Origin of the sequence: Novosphingobium barchaimii LL02 (assembly GCF_001046635.1) — a bacterium.
In the GTDB taxonomy this organism is placed as follows: domain Bacteria; phylum Pseudomonadota; class Alphaproteobacteria; order Sphingomonadales; family Sphingomonadaceae; genus Novosphingobium; species Novosphingobium barchaimii.
Genome location: NZ_KQ130461.1, coordinates 78,073 through 91,298, shown reverse-complemented (window position 1 = coordinate 91,298; position 13,226 = coordinate 78,073). Strand labels below are relative to the sequence as shown.

Annotated in this window: 18 protein-coding genes and 1 pseudogene; 17 read left to right on the top strand and 2 right to left on the bottom strand. The window is 60.9% G+C overall.

All coding sequences use genetic code 11. The features are described 5' to 3' along the window. Positions 1 to 131 (top strand): annotated as a pseudogene (locus V474_RS26360) (IS6 family transposase); the annotation flags it as partial. On the opposite strand, the gene V474_RS23520 reads toward V474_RS26360, so the two are convergent. Continuing rightward, positions 103 to 1,281 carry a DUF4158 domain-containing protein gene (locus tag V474_RS23520; protein WP_082699993.1) on the bottom strand — a complete coding sequence of 393 codons (1,179 nt, stop codon included), beginning with the start codon at positions 1,279 to 1,281 and terminating at the stop codon, positions 103 to 105. The pseudogene V474_RS26360 and the gene V474_RS23520 sit on opposite strands and share 29 nt — an antisense overlap. A 385-nt stretch (positions 1,282 to 1,666) precedes the next feature. Here V474_RS23520 and V474_RS23515 point away from each other — a divergent pair, with 385 nt between their 5' ends. The 13 genes from V474_RS23515 to V474_RS23455 all read left to right on the top strand — a co-directional run bounded on the left by V474_RS23515 (position 1,667) and on the right by V474_RS23455 (position 11,532). Then, positions 1,667 to 2,482 (top strand): replication initiation protein, encoded by an 816-nt coding sequence (locus V474_RS23515; RefSeq protein ID WP_236711416.1) that lies wholly within the window; start codon positions 1,667 to 1,669, stop codon positions 2,480 to 2,482. Between the two features lie 117 nt (positions 2,483 to 2,599). Beyond that, positions 2,600 to 3,475 carry a DUF7146 domain-containing protein gene (locus V474_RS23510; protein ID WP_236711415.1) on the top strand — a complete coding sequence of 292 codons (876 nt, stop codon included), beginning with the start codon at positions 2,600 to 2,602 and terminating at the stop codon, positions 3,473 to 3,475. Further along, positions 3,469 to 4,059: a thermonuclease family protein gene (locus V474_RS23505; RefSeq protein ID WP_020819817.1), complete on the top strand. Its 591-nt coding sequence runs from the start codon at positions 3,469 to 3,471 to the stop codon at positions 4,057 to 4,059. The genes V474_RS23510 and V474_RS23505 overlap by 7 nt, the downstream gene beginning before the upstream one ends. Before the next feature lie 116 nt (positions 4,060 to 4,175). Next, the gene (locus V474_RS23500) at positions 4,176 to 4,496 is read left to right on the top strand and encodes a hypothetical protein (protein ID WP_020819818.1); all 321 of its coding nucleotides are present in this window, start codon (positions 4,176 to 4,178) and stop codon (positions 4,494 to 4,496) included. A gap of 282 nt (positions 4,497 to 4,778) precedes the next feature. After that, entirely contained in the window at positions 4,779 to 6,554 is a 1,776-nt protein-coding gene (locus tag V474_RS23495; RefSeq protein WP_059153608.1) for a ParB/RepB/Spo0J family partition protein, read from the top strand. 380 nt (positions 6,555 to 6,934) lie between these two features. Then, positions 6,935 to 7,807, top strand: a complete 873-nt coding sequence (locus V474_RS23490; protein WP_059153607.1) for an ArdC family protein — start codon at positions 6,935 to 6,937, stop codon at positions 7,805 to 7,807. Positions 7,808 to 7,955: 148 nt separating this feature from the next. Beyond that, the gene (locus V474_RS23485) at positions 7,956 to 8,216 is read left to right on the top strand and encodes a hypothetical protein (protein ID WP_022684640.1); all 261 of its coding nucleotides are present in this window, start codon (positions 7,956 to 7,958) and stop codon (positions 8,214 to 8,216) included. Positions 8,217 to 8,219: 3 nt separating this feature from the next. Next, entirely contained in the window at positions 8,220 to 9,500 is a 1,281-nt protein-coding gene (locus V474_RS23480) for a Fic/DOC family protein (RefSeq protein ID WP_059153630.1), read from the top strand. A gap of 328 nt (positions 9,501 to 9,828) precedes the next feature. Then, positions 9,829 to 10,218, top strand: a complete 390-nt coding sequence (locus tag V474_RS23475; RefSeq protein WP_008831643.1) for a DUF3768 domain-containing protein — start codon at positions 9,829 to 9,831, stop codon at positions 10,216 to 10,218. Between the two features lie 11 nt (positions 10,219 to 10,229). Next, a complete protein-coding gene (locus V474_RS23470) occupies positions 10,230 to 10,517 on the top strand; it encodes a hypothetical protein (protein ID WP_030541545.1) in 288 nt (95 codons plus the stop codon). After that, positions 10,514 to 10,780, top strand: a complete 267-nt coding sequence (locus tag V474_RS23465) for a hypothetical protein (RefSeq protein ID WP_008831641.1) — start codon at positions 10,514 to 10,516, stop codon at positions 10,778 to 10,780. Before V474_RS23470 ends, V474_RS23465 begins: the two co-directional genes overlap by 4 nt. Before the next feature lie 21 nt (positions 10,781 to 10,801). Then, positions 10,802 to 11,002, top strand: coding sequence for a hypothetical protein (locus V474_RS23460; protein ID WP_020819821.1), 201 nt, complete (start codon positions 10,802 to 10,804; stop codon positions 11,000 to 11,002). Next, the gene (locus V474_RS23455) at positions 10,999 to 11,532 is read left to right on the top strand and encodes a hypothetical protein (protein WP_037520606.1); all 534 of its coding nucleotides are present in this window, start codon (positions 10,999 to 11,001) and stop codon (positions 11,530 to 11,532) included. The genes V474_RS23460 and V474_RS23455 overlap by 4 nt, the downstream gene beginning before the upstream one ends. A 41-nt stretch (positions 11,533 to 11,573) precedes the next feature. Here the strand turns inward: V474_RS23455 and V474_RS23450 are convergent, their stop codons facing one another. Then, entirely contained in the window at positions 11,574 to 11,864 is a 291-nt protein-coding gene (locus V474_RS23450) for a hypothetical protein (protein WP_008831821.1), read from the bottom strand. Between the two features lie 465 nt (positions 11,865 to 12,329). Here V474_RS23450 and V474_RS23445 point away from each other — a divergent pair, with 465 nt between their 5' ends. The 3 genes from V474_RS23445 to V474_RS23440 all read left to right on the top strand — a co-directional run bounded on the left by V474_RS23445 (position 12,330) and on the right by V474_RS23440 (position 13,225). Then, positions 12,330 to 12,566, top strand: a complete 237-nt coding sequence (locus tag V474_RS23445) for a hypothetical protein (RefSeq protein ID WP_008831822.1) — start codon at positions 12,330 to 12,332, stop codon at positions 12,564 to 12,566. A gap of 134 nt (positions 12,567 to 12,700) precedes the next feature. After that, a complete protein-coding gene (locus V474_RS26355) occupies positions 12,701 to 12,847 on the top strand; it encodes a hypothetical protein (protein ID WP_021223025.1) in 147 nt (48 codons plus the stop codon). A 117-nt stretch (positions 12,848 to 12,964) separates the two neighbouring features. Further along, on the top strand, positions 12,965 to 13,225 hold the full coding sequence (locus tag V474_RS23440; RefSeq protein ID WP_008831823.1) for a hypothetical protein: 261 nt from the start codon (positions 12,965 to 12,967) through the stop codon (positions 13,223 to 13,225). Position 13,226: the final 1 nt, after the last annotated feature.

Sequence of the window (13,226 nt, the reverse complement as noted above, 5' to 3'; positions counted from 1 at the left end):
CTCGCCCCTGGTGCCTGCAGCCCGGCATCAGGGGCGAGGTGCGCCTTGTGGAGAGAGCTTTTGGCATTGGGCCCTCGGCGCTGACGGAGGCCATGGGCATGCTCAACCACCATTTCGCAGCAGCCGCCTGATCGGCGCAGAGCGACAGCCTACCTCTGACTGCCGCCAATCTTTGCAACAGAGCCAGGAACCACGCATCACCTTGTAGATGCGCCGGTCCAGAGCGCCCTTCGCATGGCTCTCCTTGACGATCGCCGCCAGCTTGGCCTTACCGGCGATCGGGAAAATGACATCGCAGATGCGCCCCGATGGTTCATTGATCGAGGCGCTGGCGATCTCGACCAGCAGGCGCTCCTTTCCATAGACCCGCTCGATGTCTTTCGCGATATCGCCCACCACCTTGCGTTTCGAGCGCGTTCCGATCTTGTGAACGGTTTCGATCAGCAGGTCGATCATCGCGTCAGTGAGTTGCGCCTCCCGCGACATTAGATAAATCGCATAAAGGCCGAGCTGTCGCGCCGGCGCATGCCGGCGCATCTCCGAGGCCTTTTCACCGGCAACGCGGCGAACAATCTGATCGACCCATGGCTTGCCCGTAGCCGTCAGGAGATCATGGGGAAGATCAAGTCTCTGGATAAAGGCGAGTTTCTCGGTCACGTCGAGAATGTTGTCGAGCGTTGCCTGTCCGGCGTCACCCTTCATCCTGTTGAATCCGGTCGAGCTGTCCGGATCGGCAAGCGAGGCTTCCAATAACGCCACCGCATCTGACGAAAGCCGATCACTGGCTCCGATCAGCCAGGTGTCCAGATAATCTTGCCGTTGTGAGCGAACGACACGTTCAAGCTCCTTGCGCGACGGCCCATAAATACGCCGGTCCCGGCACCACAGGAAAACATGCTCAAGCATGGCATTGATCGACTGGCCGCCCGGGCACAGCTCGCCAGCAATCCATTCCGTCAATTGCGCGCGATCCACCCGCTTCATGCGGTGATATCCAGGATGGATCAGGATCTCCGCACAATGCCGTCGTGCTGTCCGACTGGAAAAGTCATAACCGGCTATCTCGCCAGCCTCGACACCGAGTTGCTCGGCCAGATACGAGAGGCCATCGGTAGGGATTGAGCCGGGATCGATCGCGAAAAACCCCAGGGAAGCGAAGAATTTCAGCTGCGCGGCGAGGCCAAGGCGCGTCAGGGCCGGCTTCGAATTTACAAAATCAATATCGGCAAAGCTCAGGCTCCATCGTCCGATCAAATCCCCGCCCGGAATACTCCGATCCATCAACCCACTCCCTATGATGGAGCGAACTGTCCTCTTCTATGATTTCCATCGTCAATACCGAATGCCACGTTCCCAAAACGTTCTCCGACTTGGCCAAAATCGCAGCTTGGGGCCGACTGGGCCTTATAAGCGTGCGCGCACGCTTATTCTTGCCAACCCCTTAAACTTGAGCCAGTTATGACGCGCTGATTCCGCCTTGGAGTCGGCGATTCATCTGTTGCGTGCGGGGTGGCTCCCCGAGGCGACAGGGCAACAAAAAACCCTCGCTTGGCTGAGCGAGGGCTGTTTGTGCCACCGAAGGTGAGCGCGTCTAACTTGGCTCCCTTTATCGGTGGTGCGGCAGCGAAAGTCAATCTCGAAAGCGTGCTTTCGGGAGCGATGGCGCTTGGCCTCGCGGGACCGACGAAGGGAGGTCCGCATGACCACTTCCATAGGCGCCGTGCTGCGTAGCACTGGCCTCGCCAAGATCGACCGCGCCTTGCTAGCGCGTGCCGAAAAACCGCGCGTCAAAGTCTGGGCCGGCAGCATCGCCGTAGGCCACGAGAAGCGGGCGAAGGCCTACACGCCGATCCGCAATGCTCGCCAGATGCGCGAGATGATCGAAGCCGCAAAGCTCTACGAGCGGCAGACGCTCGCGCAGCGGCGGACAACCACGCCGCGCATTCGTAACGGTGCGATCGGACAGGCCGGCATCCAGATTATCGAGTTCCTGGCCCGCGTCATCGACTATAGCACCGGCGCGTTGTTCCCCAGCCTTCACACCATCATGGAGGGAACCGGCCTCAGCAAAAATTGCGTCGTTCAGACGCTTTCGCGCCTCAAAGAGGCGCGCATTATCGACTGGTTCCGGCGCTACGAGCCGGTTCCCGATCAAGAAGCGCAAGGCGCTGGCCCGCGCATCAAGCAGGCCACGAACGCCTATCGCTTCCTCTTCCCCGCCTTCCTCTCCAAAATCTTCGCCGCTCGCCGCCGTCGCGGCATCGCGGCTGACCCAGCCCCCGCTTGCGAACAGTATCGCCAGATCGAGGCGGCGCGCGACATGGAGCGCATGAGGGATCAGCTGCCCCTATGGGAGCTAACCCGTGAAGAGCGGGACAAGCGCGAGCTGGCCGATATTCTCGCCAGCTTGGGCGAAGCGATTGAGGCGAAAGAACGTGAGTCATCCGCAAGTGAAGATAACCGGCGGAGATATTTATATTGAATGGCCCTAGTCGGGCCATGCGCGATATTGGCATATATCCCGGCCGTTTGCCCGCCTCCGTGAAATGTGTATAAATCCCAATGTAGGGATACCGTTGACGAAAGAAGTTCGATGCAGATGGACGTCGAAGCACGCGCACGTCGGATCGTAGCGGATATGGGCGGCCACTGGCGCGGCTCATATGGCATGGTTTGCTGCCCAGCCCACAACGACCGCAATCCGTCGCTCCAAGTCACCCCCGGCAAGAAGGCCGTCCTGTTCAAATGTTGGGCCGGTTGCAGCCAGGAAGCCGTATGGTCCGCGCTCAACAGCCGCAAAATCAATCGTCACACCAGCGGCGAGACGGTCGATCGCGCGCCTGAACCCTCGCGCCGGAAGCTCGCCCTGCAACTATGGGATTCCGCCGTGCCGATCGCGGGCACCGCGGCTGAACGCTATCTGCGTTCGCGCGCAATCGACCCGACCGGCCTCAAGGTTCGCTTCGCACCGCGCTGCATCGTTGGCCCGCCCGATGCCCGCGAAGAGCATCCTGCCCTTCTCGTGCCGTTCGAGGCCGATGAAGGCATAATCGCCGTGCAGCGGATCTTGCTCGATCCAGCAACCGGCGAGAAACGCTACCATGCGGCGCTGCGCGAGGCGAAATTGACGCTTGGCCTGGTCCGACATGCCGCCATGCGGATCGGCGGCCAGCCACCCGGCGACGTGCTGCGCCTCGCGGAAGGCTTCGAGGAAGCCGTTTCCGTGTCCCAGCTTAGCGCCGGGAAATTTAAGGTATGGGGCGCGGGCGGCATTCGCCGCTATGGCCTGATCGCGATCCCCGAACGCATCCGCAAAATCGTCATCTACTCGCAACACGGCCAGGAAGCGGCACAGGCCATAGAGGACGCGCGCGGCCACCTCACTGCCAACGACCGCGAATTGAAAATCATCCTCCCGCCAGCCCCGGCGCCGATGGACTGGAACGACATTCTTCAGGAGAAAGCCAGGTGCTGATCCGAGGTTTCAAAAAATGGCCGCGAAATCAGCAAATCGCGTTGCCGATTCTCTCTGTTTTCGCGTTCGGTGCGCTGTTCAATCAGATGCAAGCAAGGAATAGCGAGCCAGTTTCGATCCACGTCGAGAACCCGCGCATTATCGACGGCGATACGCTCGAAACGCTCGATAAAAAGCGGGTGCGGTTGTCGGGAATCGATGCGCCGGATGAGGACGGTAAGGGCAATGTGCCCAAGATCGCAGCGCAGCTCTATTTGGAAGAGCTGGTGAAGCAAAATGGCGGCATGGATTGCACCAGCGATTTTCAGGACGAAAAGCTGACGATCGAGCCGATATGCAACACGCGGCGGACAAGCTGGGGCCGGTCTAACCTGTCGTGCCGGTTTCGGTCGAATGGGGCATCTGTTTCGGCAACGATGGTGCGCCATGGATATGCCGTTGATTACAGGCAACATTCAGGGCTGGCCTATGCCCGTTTCATGAAAGATGCAGCCGACGAGCGGCGAGGCCTTTGGGGTGTCGATTACGAGGCGATGAGGAATCTGGCGATCGAGAGGGGCCAGTTGCCGAACAAGTGCAAATGATCGGAGCCGGGAACCTGCCCTATTCCACCCCACGGCTGCGCCGCGCGGCTCCACGGAGCCAGCAAAGCCGTCTCCGCCCATTCGGGTGACGGTCAGGGCTATAAGGGAAGATTAGCATGAATGATGCGATGCGAACGACGATGCAGGCCGCGCCCAGGCACAGTGCATCGCCGCGCGTCGAGGCAATCGCGGCATGGCTGATCGCCGCGCTCATTCTCGCAGGCGGCGGTATCGTTGCACGCCTGATCGTCGATTATCCGCGGCTCCTGCCGAACAGCTATATCGGCTTCCTTATCTACCGCGCTGGACCCACGATTGCGCTGCTATGGGCCTGTGCCGGCGCTGCGATCGCGATCAATGCCGCGACGACACGCCTGATGCTCTTGTCCGCATTGTGCGGATCAATCGTTGCGGTTCTCGCTCTCGCCATTCTCTAGCCGCTAAATGTGCGGCCCTGGGCCGCGCCTTGCCGGTGGTGGCAGCTGCCACCGGGGGGGAACACCAAGGGCACCCGCCCTTTCGTTCCCGAAGCATAATCGACAGGACCGGGTTGCTCGACAAGTTCGGCCAGTTCCGGCGCGCTCACGCGCGCCGGGGCCTCCCTAGTCGCGCCGCCCGCACCACTCCCATCGATTTTGCTTCCCCCTCCCCATCCCGCGCTTCGCCAGCGGGTCAGAGCCGCAGGCCGCAGGCAGCGGCTTCGCCTAAAGGAGTGAAAAATGACCATCCAGACCATCCAACTGAACAAGCTGGCGCTTTCCGACCTCAACGTGCGGAAGGTGAAGCCCAAGGAAATTGAAGCCCTCGCAGCCGACATTCAGGCGCGGGGCGTGCTGCAAAACCTGATCGGCTATGATGAGGACGGCAAGATCAAGATTTGCGCTGGAGGGCGGCGCTACCGGGCCTTGAAGCTGTTGCAGAAGGCAAAGACCATCCCCGGCACTTTCGAGGTTCCCGTTGAAATCCGCAGCAAGGACGAGGCGCTGGAAATCTCTCTTGCCGAGAACGCGCAGCGTGAGGACATGCACCCCGCCGATGCCATCGCCGCCTATCGGGCGATCATCGACAGCGGCAAAGACGTTGACGATGTTGCAGCATCGTTCGGCGTCTCCCCCGCCTATGTCCGCCGCGTGTTGAAGCTGGCGGCGCTGCACCCGACCATTCTCAAAGCCTTCCAGAAAGACGAAATCGGCATGGGCGCGGCGCAGGCTTTCGCGCTGACAGACGATCAGGACCGCCAGCTTGAGGTTTTCAAGCGCACCGGCGACAACGCCCACCAAATCCGCGCCATGCTCACCCAGGAGAAGGTTGCCGATACCGACAAGCATTTTCGCATTGTAGGCGAGGAAGCCTATTGCGCCGCAGGCGGCACCTTCACCACCGATCTTTTCGGAGAACGTCGCTATTGCGATGATGCGGGCCTTGTCATGGACCTTGTGCAAGATCGGCTCGACGCCATCGCCAAGGCGGCGCGCGAAGATGGCTGGCGCGATGCAGAAGGGCAGCTCTACCGGCCTGATTCCTACTGGATGCGCGGCCATCTGGAACCCGCTGGCGAGCGCCATCCGACCGAGGAAGAAACCGCGCAGCTGGTCGAGATCGAGGCGGCAATCGCCAAGCGGGAAAGCGAGGTGGACGAGGACGAGCACGACTATGACGACGAGTTGCGCGCCCTGACCCGCAAGCAGGACGCTATCGTATCGGCTTGCCGCGTCTTCACCGCCGAGCAGAAGGCCGAGCACTCGCTTATCGTCTTCATCGGGCATGACGGTATCGAACAGGTTGCGTTCACGCGCAGCGCCAAGGGCACCGCCGCCGATGGCCCCAAGCCTCCCCGGCCCGACTACTCGCAGAAGGTCATGGATCAGCTGGGCGGCATCCGCACGATGGCGGTTCGGGAAGCCCTTGCCAGCGACCCGGAGCTGGCGCTGGACGTGCTCTTGACGGGCCTATTGGGGCAGGTTCGCGGCAACTCCTATTCGTGGCAACAAGCCGCCGAAATCACCGCCGAGAAGAACCGCTTCCATGTTGACGAGGCGATCATGGGCCATTCCACGATTGCCGACATTGACGAAATCGCGGGGGCCGATCTTGCCCGCTTGGCCGAGACACCCACGCTGGACGACATGCGCCAGATGGACAGCGAAGCGAAATTGCGGCTGCTGGCCTACTGCGTGGCCTCGCAGATCACGAGCCTTTCGTTCCATAGCGACCGCGACCGCCAGCTGGCGCAGATCGTCGGGGCCGCGCAGATCGACATGGCCGACAAGTGGGAACCCAATCAGGTATTCTATGACCAGCTTAGCAAGGCCACGCTCTTGAAGCTGCTGGCCGAAGGTTGCGGCAACGACGCCGCAGAGAATTGCCAGACCATGAAGCGCTCTGATCTTGCCTTGACGGTCAACGAGCGCCTTGCGGGGCGGCGCATCCTGCCCCCCGCCCTTCGACCCTCTGCCTTGCCCGATGCCGCTGATAGCGAAAGCCAAGCGGCATGACGGCATGGGGAGCGCGCTTCACTCCCGCGCTCCCCGCAAACTTGCGGGGCGGTGGCAGCTGCCACCGCACCCATTTTACAGAACGCAGCCGGTAAAATCGGCCGCGTATAATGAGCGGCTAGGGCCGCGCGTTGCCGGTGGTGGCAGCTGCCACCGGGGGAACACCAAGGGCACCCGCCCTTTCGTTCCCGAAGCATAATCGACAGGACCGGGTTGCACGCCAAGTTCGGCCAGTTCCGGCGCGCGCGAGCGCCGGAGCCTCCCTAGCCGTGCCGCCCGCACCACTCCCATCGATTTTGCTTCCCCCTCCCCATCCCGCGCTTCGCCAGCGGGTCAGAGCCGCAGGCCGCAGGCAGCGGCTTCGCCTAAAGGAGTGAAAAATGGCTAAGGAAACGAACCGGATCGACATTTATCAGGCCGTCACCGACGACATTCTTGCGATGCTGGAAGCGGGCACCAAGCCGTGGGTGAAGCCGTGGAGCGGTGGGCCGACCATTCCGCTCCGGCACAATGGGGTCGCCTATCGTGGGATCAACGTCCTCAGCCTTTGGGCCAGCGCTATGCGTCAGGGCTTCGCCTCGCCCTATTGGCTGACCTTCAAACAGGCGTTGGAGCTGGGCGGCAATGTCAGGAAGGGCAGCAAGGGAACCACCATTGTCTATGCCAACAAGCTTGTCGTGAAAGACTCCGAGACGGACAACGAGCGCGCCATTCCGTTCTTGAAACGATACACGGTTTTCAATGCCGATCAGGTCGAAGGACTGGACGGCAAATATCCCGCGCCCGCCCCGATCATCACCAATCCCGAAACCCGCGACGTTGAGCTTGAAGTGATGTTCTCTCGCATCGACGCAACCGTTCGCATCGGCGGATCGCAAGCCTATTACCACACCCGCGACGACTATATCCAAATGCCCGCTTTTGAAGCGTTCCATTCCGCCGACGACTACTATGCCACGCTTGCGCATGAGGCCGTGCATCATGCAGGGCATGAAAGCCGCCTCAACCGAAAAACCCTGATTTCAACGAGTCGCGCCGACTATGCGAGGGACGAACTCGTGGCCGAGCTGGGCGCATCCTTCATCGGCGCGATTGTCGGTTTCAAGGTCGAGGAACGCGAAGACCATGCCGCGTATATCGAGCACTGGTTGACCGCGCTCCGCAACGACAAGCGCGCCATTTTTGAGGCAGCCCGCGAGGCGCAGAACGCCGCCGACTACCTGTTGGCGATGATGACCGACCAAGCGGATTGAATGCCCCGCCCCGCAAAATGCACGAGACGCCGCGCTTGCGCGGCGTCTCATTTCAGGAAAGTGAAATATGGGGGGCTACTCAATGTGGTTTATATACAAATCCCGACATGTTAACTATGGGCGGGAGCAGGTCGTTTTTAGGTGCAAAATGGAAAATATCATCGACACCTACAGGAATCGCATCAAGGCGATGGGGTATGAGCCGCGTCGGCAGGAAGACATTCCTGACGTGATGGCAGCTTATTGCGAAGCAATCGCAAATTGCAAGATTGAAGGACTTGAATTGGTTTCGGATGACCACTCTTTTTGTTTGCTGTTGGTCGAAACCCAAATTCCCGTCGATGTGGCGATTGGTCTGGCGCAGGACTACAACCGTGATGTTCTGTCCCGCCAGAAACTTGCTGCATGATTGGTGAGCGACCCTTACACCTGGCGTAACAGCGACGTTCTTCGGAACAAGCTGGGAATCCGCGACGATAATATTCTCAAGGAGCGAGAAGCTTTCTTCTCGGTTGTCCGGCATGGCGAGCTGATTGTGCAGCGCGCCATGCCGGCGACGAATGCGCGCGAGTATCGCGAACTGCACAATCATCTGTTTCAGGATGTATATGATTGGGCGGGGCGCTTTCGGACTGTGGACATAAGCAAACCCGGCAGCACTTTTGCGCGAGCGCACTTCATTGCCCGCAGCATGGAGCACGAATTTAAGCAGCTGCCCGACCTCCAAACCCTCAAGTCGATGGATCGTGATCGCTTTGCCGATACCATGGGACGGCATATCTCCGAATTAAATGCCGTTCATCCGTTCCGTGAGGGCAATGGTCGTACCATGCGGCTGCACTTGCAGCTACATTCCCTTGCGGCCGAAAAATTCGTCTCGATCCAGGCAATGGGGCCGAAGGACTGGATGGAGGCGAGCCGCGATAGCTTCCATACCGGAAATCACGCCTCCCTCGCCAAAGTTATCCGTGATGCCATGCCCCTCGAACAGAGCCGCGTCGAGCCAGCGCGCGGGCCAGCGGGCATCGCGTTTCCGCCCTCGATGGAATCTCTCATGCCAGCTGGCGAACGGCGCGCTATGAGCATCGAGCAAGCCAAGGATCAGATCAGCCGTTACTTACCTACTGCGCAAACCGTTGCGTCGCGGCAGTATGAGCAGCTTAACCGGATCGCGGAAACGTCCGCTGACATGCGCCAGCTAGCCGCCCGTTCTGCGCAGGAACTCGCCTTTTTCCGTGATCCCAAAGGGCCGATGCACCACCTTCAACTGATCGAACAGCGCCGCTATCATCAAATCGAAGTCAGTTGGTCCGAGGGCATGGACCCGCTGCAACGAGTCCGCGCCATCAGCGCGGGCACTGCTGATTTCCTTTCGAAAATGACCGACCGCGACATTCAGGCCGCCGATCGCGTGCTACGTCTGCAAGTCATGCCTCCCGGCGTCAGTCAGGTTGATCTACGCCTTGCCGCGCAATTCGAGAAAAACTCGCCTGAGCAGAACCGGGCCGATGCCAGGTTCGCGCAATTCCAGCTGGCCATTGATAAGCGCGTCGCCACAGCTACCGAGCGCGGCGCATCGAAGGAACAGCTGGCGCAGATCGTCGAAAGCGCAAAGGCGCATGTCGCCGCAACATTGCGCGAAGGCAAATCACCGACACAGGCGGCCGAGAAATCAAAGGACCGCGAGCGCTGAAAATGAGCGGCCAGGGCCGCGCGCCTAGTAGTCTGTCAGCTGCCACATAGGATCGAGCGGCCCAGGGCCGCGCCCCGTCAGTAGTGGCAGTTGCCACCGGGGGGAACACCAAGGGCACCCGCCCTTTCGTTCCCGAAGCATAATCGACAGGACCGGGTTGCACGCCAAGTTCGGCCAGTTCCGGCGCGCTCCCGCGCGCCGGGGCCTCCCTAGACGCGCCGCCCGCACCACTCCCATCGATTTTGCTTCCCCCTCCCCATCCCGCGCTTCGCCAGCGGGTCAGAGCCGCAGGCCGCAGGCAGCGGCTTCGCCTAAAGGAGTGAGGAAAATGGAAGCGACAACTGACCAGATCGCCACCATCGCGGCGCTGAACGACATTGCGCGGCGAACGATGGGTGTGACTTGTCGCACCGTGATTACGCAAGGCATCGCGGCGCTGGACGAGAACACGCAGTCCGACATTCTCAAGATGATCGAGGGCTTTGAGGATTTCACACCCGACAACGACCCGCACGGCGAGCATGACGCCGGTTTCCTTTATCGTGATGTGATCGGCCAATGGCATACCCGCTGGACTGACGACAGCACGCGCCCAGCCCTCTCGGTCATGTGGAAGTTCGACTATTACGACCGCGATCTTGAATTTGGCAGCGCCGAACCGTGGAATCCCGATGCCACAACCCGCGTGCTCACCATTCTCCTAACCAGTGAATATTGAGGGAGGCCATCATGACCAAATCGCCCCCGGTTATCGAGCTTAGCTGGCGTGATGAGAATTATGGTTCCGTCTGCGCCGTCGCCGCTTTCCGCAACTATGCGGGCACACTGGATTGGAGCGACCGCACCCACCAGCGGTTTCGCGGATGCCTGAAACGTGCAGGCTTCGCGTTCCATTGGGGGCGATGCAGCTATATCGCCACCAGCGGCACCCGCGAAGAGAGGCAGCACGCCCTTTGTGACGAGCTGGCCCGCGCAGGATTCCAGATCGACAGCGGCGACGTGAGGGCAGAGGCATGAACCGCGAACGCCGCAAGCAGATCGCCGCCGCCCGCGTGCTGATCGACAAGGGCAAAGCCCTGTTGGATGAGGCGCGCGACATGCTTGAAACCGTCAAGGATGACGAACAGGCCGCCCGCGAGAATCTACCACCCAGCCTTGAGGACAGCGAACGTGCGCAGGCGATGGACGCCGCAGTTTCCGAACTGGAAAGCGCGATTTCAGCCCTTGAAGACTTCGACGCCGACGAGATCGGCACAAACCTCGACACCGCCAGCGAATAGGAAGGATTGACCATGCAACCCATGCGCCACCTAGATCGAGACACGCGCCGCGCCCGCCTTCTGGCGGCGCGCACGCGCCCCGTCGGCGGCATCAACCGGCGCGGCATCTTCACCGGCCATTGGGACGGCGGCGATGTTGTGCGCCAGTTTCGCGGCGACAACGGATCATGGATCGGCCTTGCCGCCTACAAGGCGAAAGAAGAGCCGGAGCCGCAGCCATGAAAATCAGCAACACGGCGAGCGCCGTTCGCGTCACCCTCTCGCCTACCGAGATCAGCGATTTGCAATTTGTGATCGAGGCGGCCGAGCGCGCGGGGCATTATATGCCCGCGCGCGTCCCCAACATCATGGCGGCGCTGACGCGCAGCGCCGACGATGTTCGGATGAAACAGGCGATGAAGCGGGCGGAAAAAGATCGCGTAACGCGGATCGAGCAGGACCGGCGCGCGCGCGAACGCCAATTCATGCTAGGCGACCGATACAGCGTCATGGCGAGCCGCGCCGACTACGCCGATGCGTCTTCCGATCCGGACGCGCGCCAATGGGTTGACCTAGTGTTTCATGAAATCATGCAGAGGCCGCTTCCCGATCAATACGAACTCCGGCGCGACGTGTGGCGTGTCCACGTTGTCCAACTGGACGGCGGCACGCTCGGCGCTGTTGTAGGCGGCGATTGCACTCAAACCGCCGACCCCGCCGAAATTGCTTCCGTAGCGGAGCAGCTGATCGCCCGCTTCGAGGGCAGAGCTTGACGCGCGTGGAGCGGTGGCAGCTGCCACCGCTCCAGAGAGATCTAGAATTTGGTGATGAGAGGCAGCAGCGCCGCCGCTTGGCTTCCCAGGACCGGCACCCAATAATTCGCGGCGCGGTAATCAGGGCCATGATCGACCGCCATCACCCCAAAGACATATCCGATCATCGGCAGCGTCCACAGCAGACGCCCGCCCAGGTCCACGCCCATCAACACCAGCGCAACGCCGAGCACGGCCCAAAGCGGAATCAGTCGTTCCATGATTTCGCGATGACGGACTATTCGCCATGCGCTTTCCCGGTCATCGGCGCTAACCTGCGATACGAGGCCCATAGCTTCCCCTTTTCATCAACGGTCGCCGGCGATCATCCAATGGCTTCACGAAAATGTGAAGAGCGTTTCGCGCGCATTGTCGTCAATCCGTTGTATAGCCTTCATCGAGCGAGGGCGAAGGACTGTGACAGCGGCCTTTCGCAAATCCTCTCGCTCAAAGGAGGTGATGTGATTTGACAGCATATGAAGCAGCTCAATTGACGATCGCAGCCGTCGCGCTCGTGATTGCAATTGTGAAGCTGGGGAAGTCCGATAAGGGCTGATCCAGCGGGGCGGGTGGTCTGACAGGGCCGCCCGCCCTAAAAGTTTGAACCCGCCGTGTGACAGCACGGCGGGTTCAGGTAGGTGCGTGAAATGAATCAGCACACGAAGCATTGCCTATATAGCCCTTTTCCCTTGCCAATCCAATAGCCGGCGTGCGCGCGGCGCGTTCCCCTCCTGTTCCGTTTGGCGCATAAGCGCCCAATGGCCGCGAACTACAACCGCCCCAAGCCCATTGATCCTATCTGGTATCGGCAAGGCTGCTATCTGCGCATCCAGTGCGCTTGCGGTCGCCGCGTCGTCGCCCCGCTGGGCGACTTCGCCCGCTCACGCCGCATTTCTTTCGATACCCGCATATACGAACTCATCGCGCGGCTTCGGTGCAGCCAGTGCCGCCGCAAACCTTATGCGGACGTGTCGCGCAACCGCTCGGGCAATTAAACTGACGGAGGATCCGATTACTCGGATGCTTCCGGCGCTATCCGTTGGGCATGTCGCCGGCGACATGCCGCAGCGCCCGCTAGGTCGCCGCTATGCTATGACCTGGCGGGCGCTTTTCCTAGATTGAGGCGGCAATGCCGCCGCGCCCGCTGTTCGACTTCGGGGCCTGTTCCTGCCCCCTGCCGCAAGGGCTGGACCGTCTCGGCCGCTATGCGGCCTCGCTTGGCGATCAGGCGGGTTTCCCCGCCCTTCCTTCGCTTCGCTCCGTGCAGGACGGGTGATTCCCCTCCCCCCTGATCGGCCCTGATTTGCGGCATTCCCCGGCCCTGCTCGCCGCTGGGCAGAAGTCGATGACCCGTCATCGCCTTCGGCTCCATTCTAGGCAGGGAAAACAGCACATGACCGACATTCCGCTGGCCACAATTCTTCGGATCAACGCCGCCCGCACCATCCCGCTCACTCGCTATGAGGAAGAGGGCAATTTCGACCGCTTTGGCTACATCAAAGACCTTGCCGAAAATCATGGCGCTGACCTTCCCGCTGTCATCGAGATTGCCGACCTACTAGGGCCGGAGGAAGATTTTGACGGCCTTGTGACCACCATCGAGGACGCCGCCGAGGGCTTCGGCTTTGGTGCTCTTATTGTCGGGGGGGCGTGAA

Bases quoted from the DNA above. Each gene is read 5' to 3' on its own strand.
- V474_RS23490 (WP_059153607.1), top strand. From the start codon at position 6,935: ATGGCTAAGGAAACGAACCGGATCGACATTTATCAGGCCGTCACCGAC.
- V474_RS23520 (WP_082699993.1), bottom strand. From the start codon at position 1,281: ATGGATCGGAGTATTCCGGGCGGGGATTTGATCGGACGATGGAGCCTG.
- V474_RS26355 (WP_021223025.1), top strand. From the start codon at position 12,701: ATGCCGCCGCGCCCGCTGTTCGACTTCGGGGCCTGTTCCTGCCCCCTG.
- V474_RS23445 (WP_008831822.1), top strand. From the start codon at position 12,330: ATGGCCGCGAACTACAACCGCCCCAAGCCCATTGATCCTATCTGGTAT.
- V474_RS23475 (WP_008831643.1), top strand. From the start codon at position 9,829: ATGGAAGCGACAACTGACCAGATCGCCACCATCGCGGCGCTGAACGAC.
- V474_RS23495 (WP_059153608.1), top strand. From the start codon at position 4,779: ATGACCATCCAGACCATCCAACTGAACAAGCTGGCGCTTTCCGACCTC.
- V474_RS23450 (WP_008831821.1), bottom strand. From the start codon at position 11,864: ATGGGCCTCGTATCGCAGGTTAGCGCCGATGACCGGGAAAGCGCATGG.
- V474_RS23470 (WP_030541545.1), top strand. From the start codon at position 10,230: ATGACCAAATCGCCCCCGGTTATCGAGCTTAGCTGGCGTGATGAGAAT.
- V474_RS23485 (WP_022684640.1), top strand. From the start codon at position 7,956: ATGGAAAATATCATCGACACCTACAGGAATCGCATCAAGGCGATGGGG.
- V474_RS23455 (WP_037520606.1), top strand. From the start codon at position 10,999: ATGAAAATCAGCAACACGGCGAGCGCCGTTCGCGTCACCCTCTCGCCT.
- V474_RS23500 (WP_020819818.1), top strand. From the start codon at position 4,176: ATGAATGATGCGATGCGAACGACGATGCAGGCCGCGCCCAGGCACAGT.
- V474_RS23460 (WP_020819821.1), top strand. From the start codon at position 10,802: ATGCGCCACCTAGATCGAGACACGCGCCGCGCCCGCCTTCTGGCGGCG.
- V474_RS23440 (WP_008831823.1), top strand. From the start codon at position 12,965: ATGACCGACATTCCGCTGGCCACAATTCTTCGGATCAACGCCGCCCGC.
- V474_RS23510 (WP_236711415.1), top strand. From the start codon at position 2,600: ATGGACGTCGAAGCACGCGCACGTCGGATCGTAGCGGATATGGGCGGC.
- V474_RS23465 (WP_008831641.1), top strand. From the start codon at position 10,514: ATGAACCGCGAACGCCGCAAGCAGATCGCCGCCGCCCGCGTGCTGATC.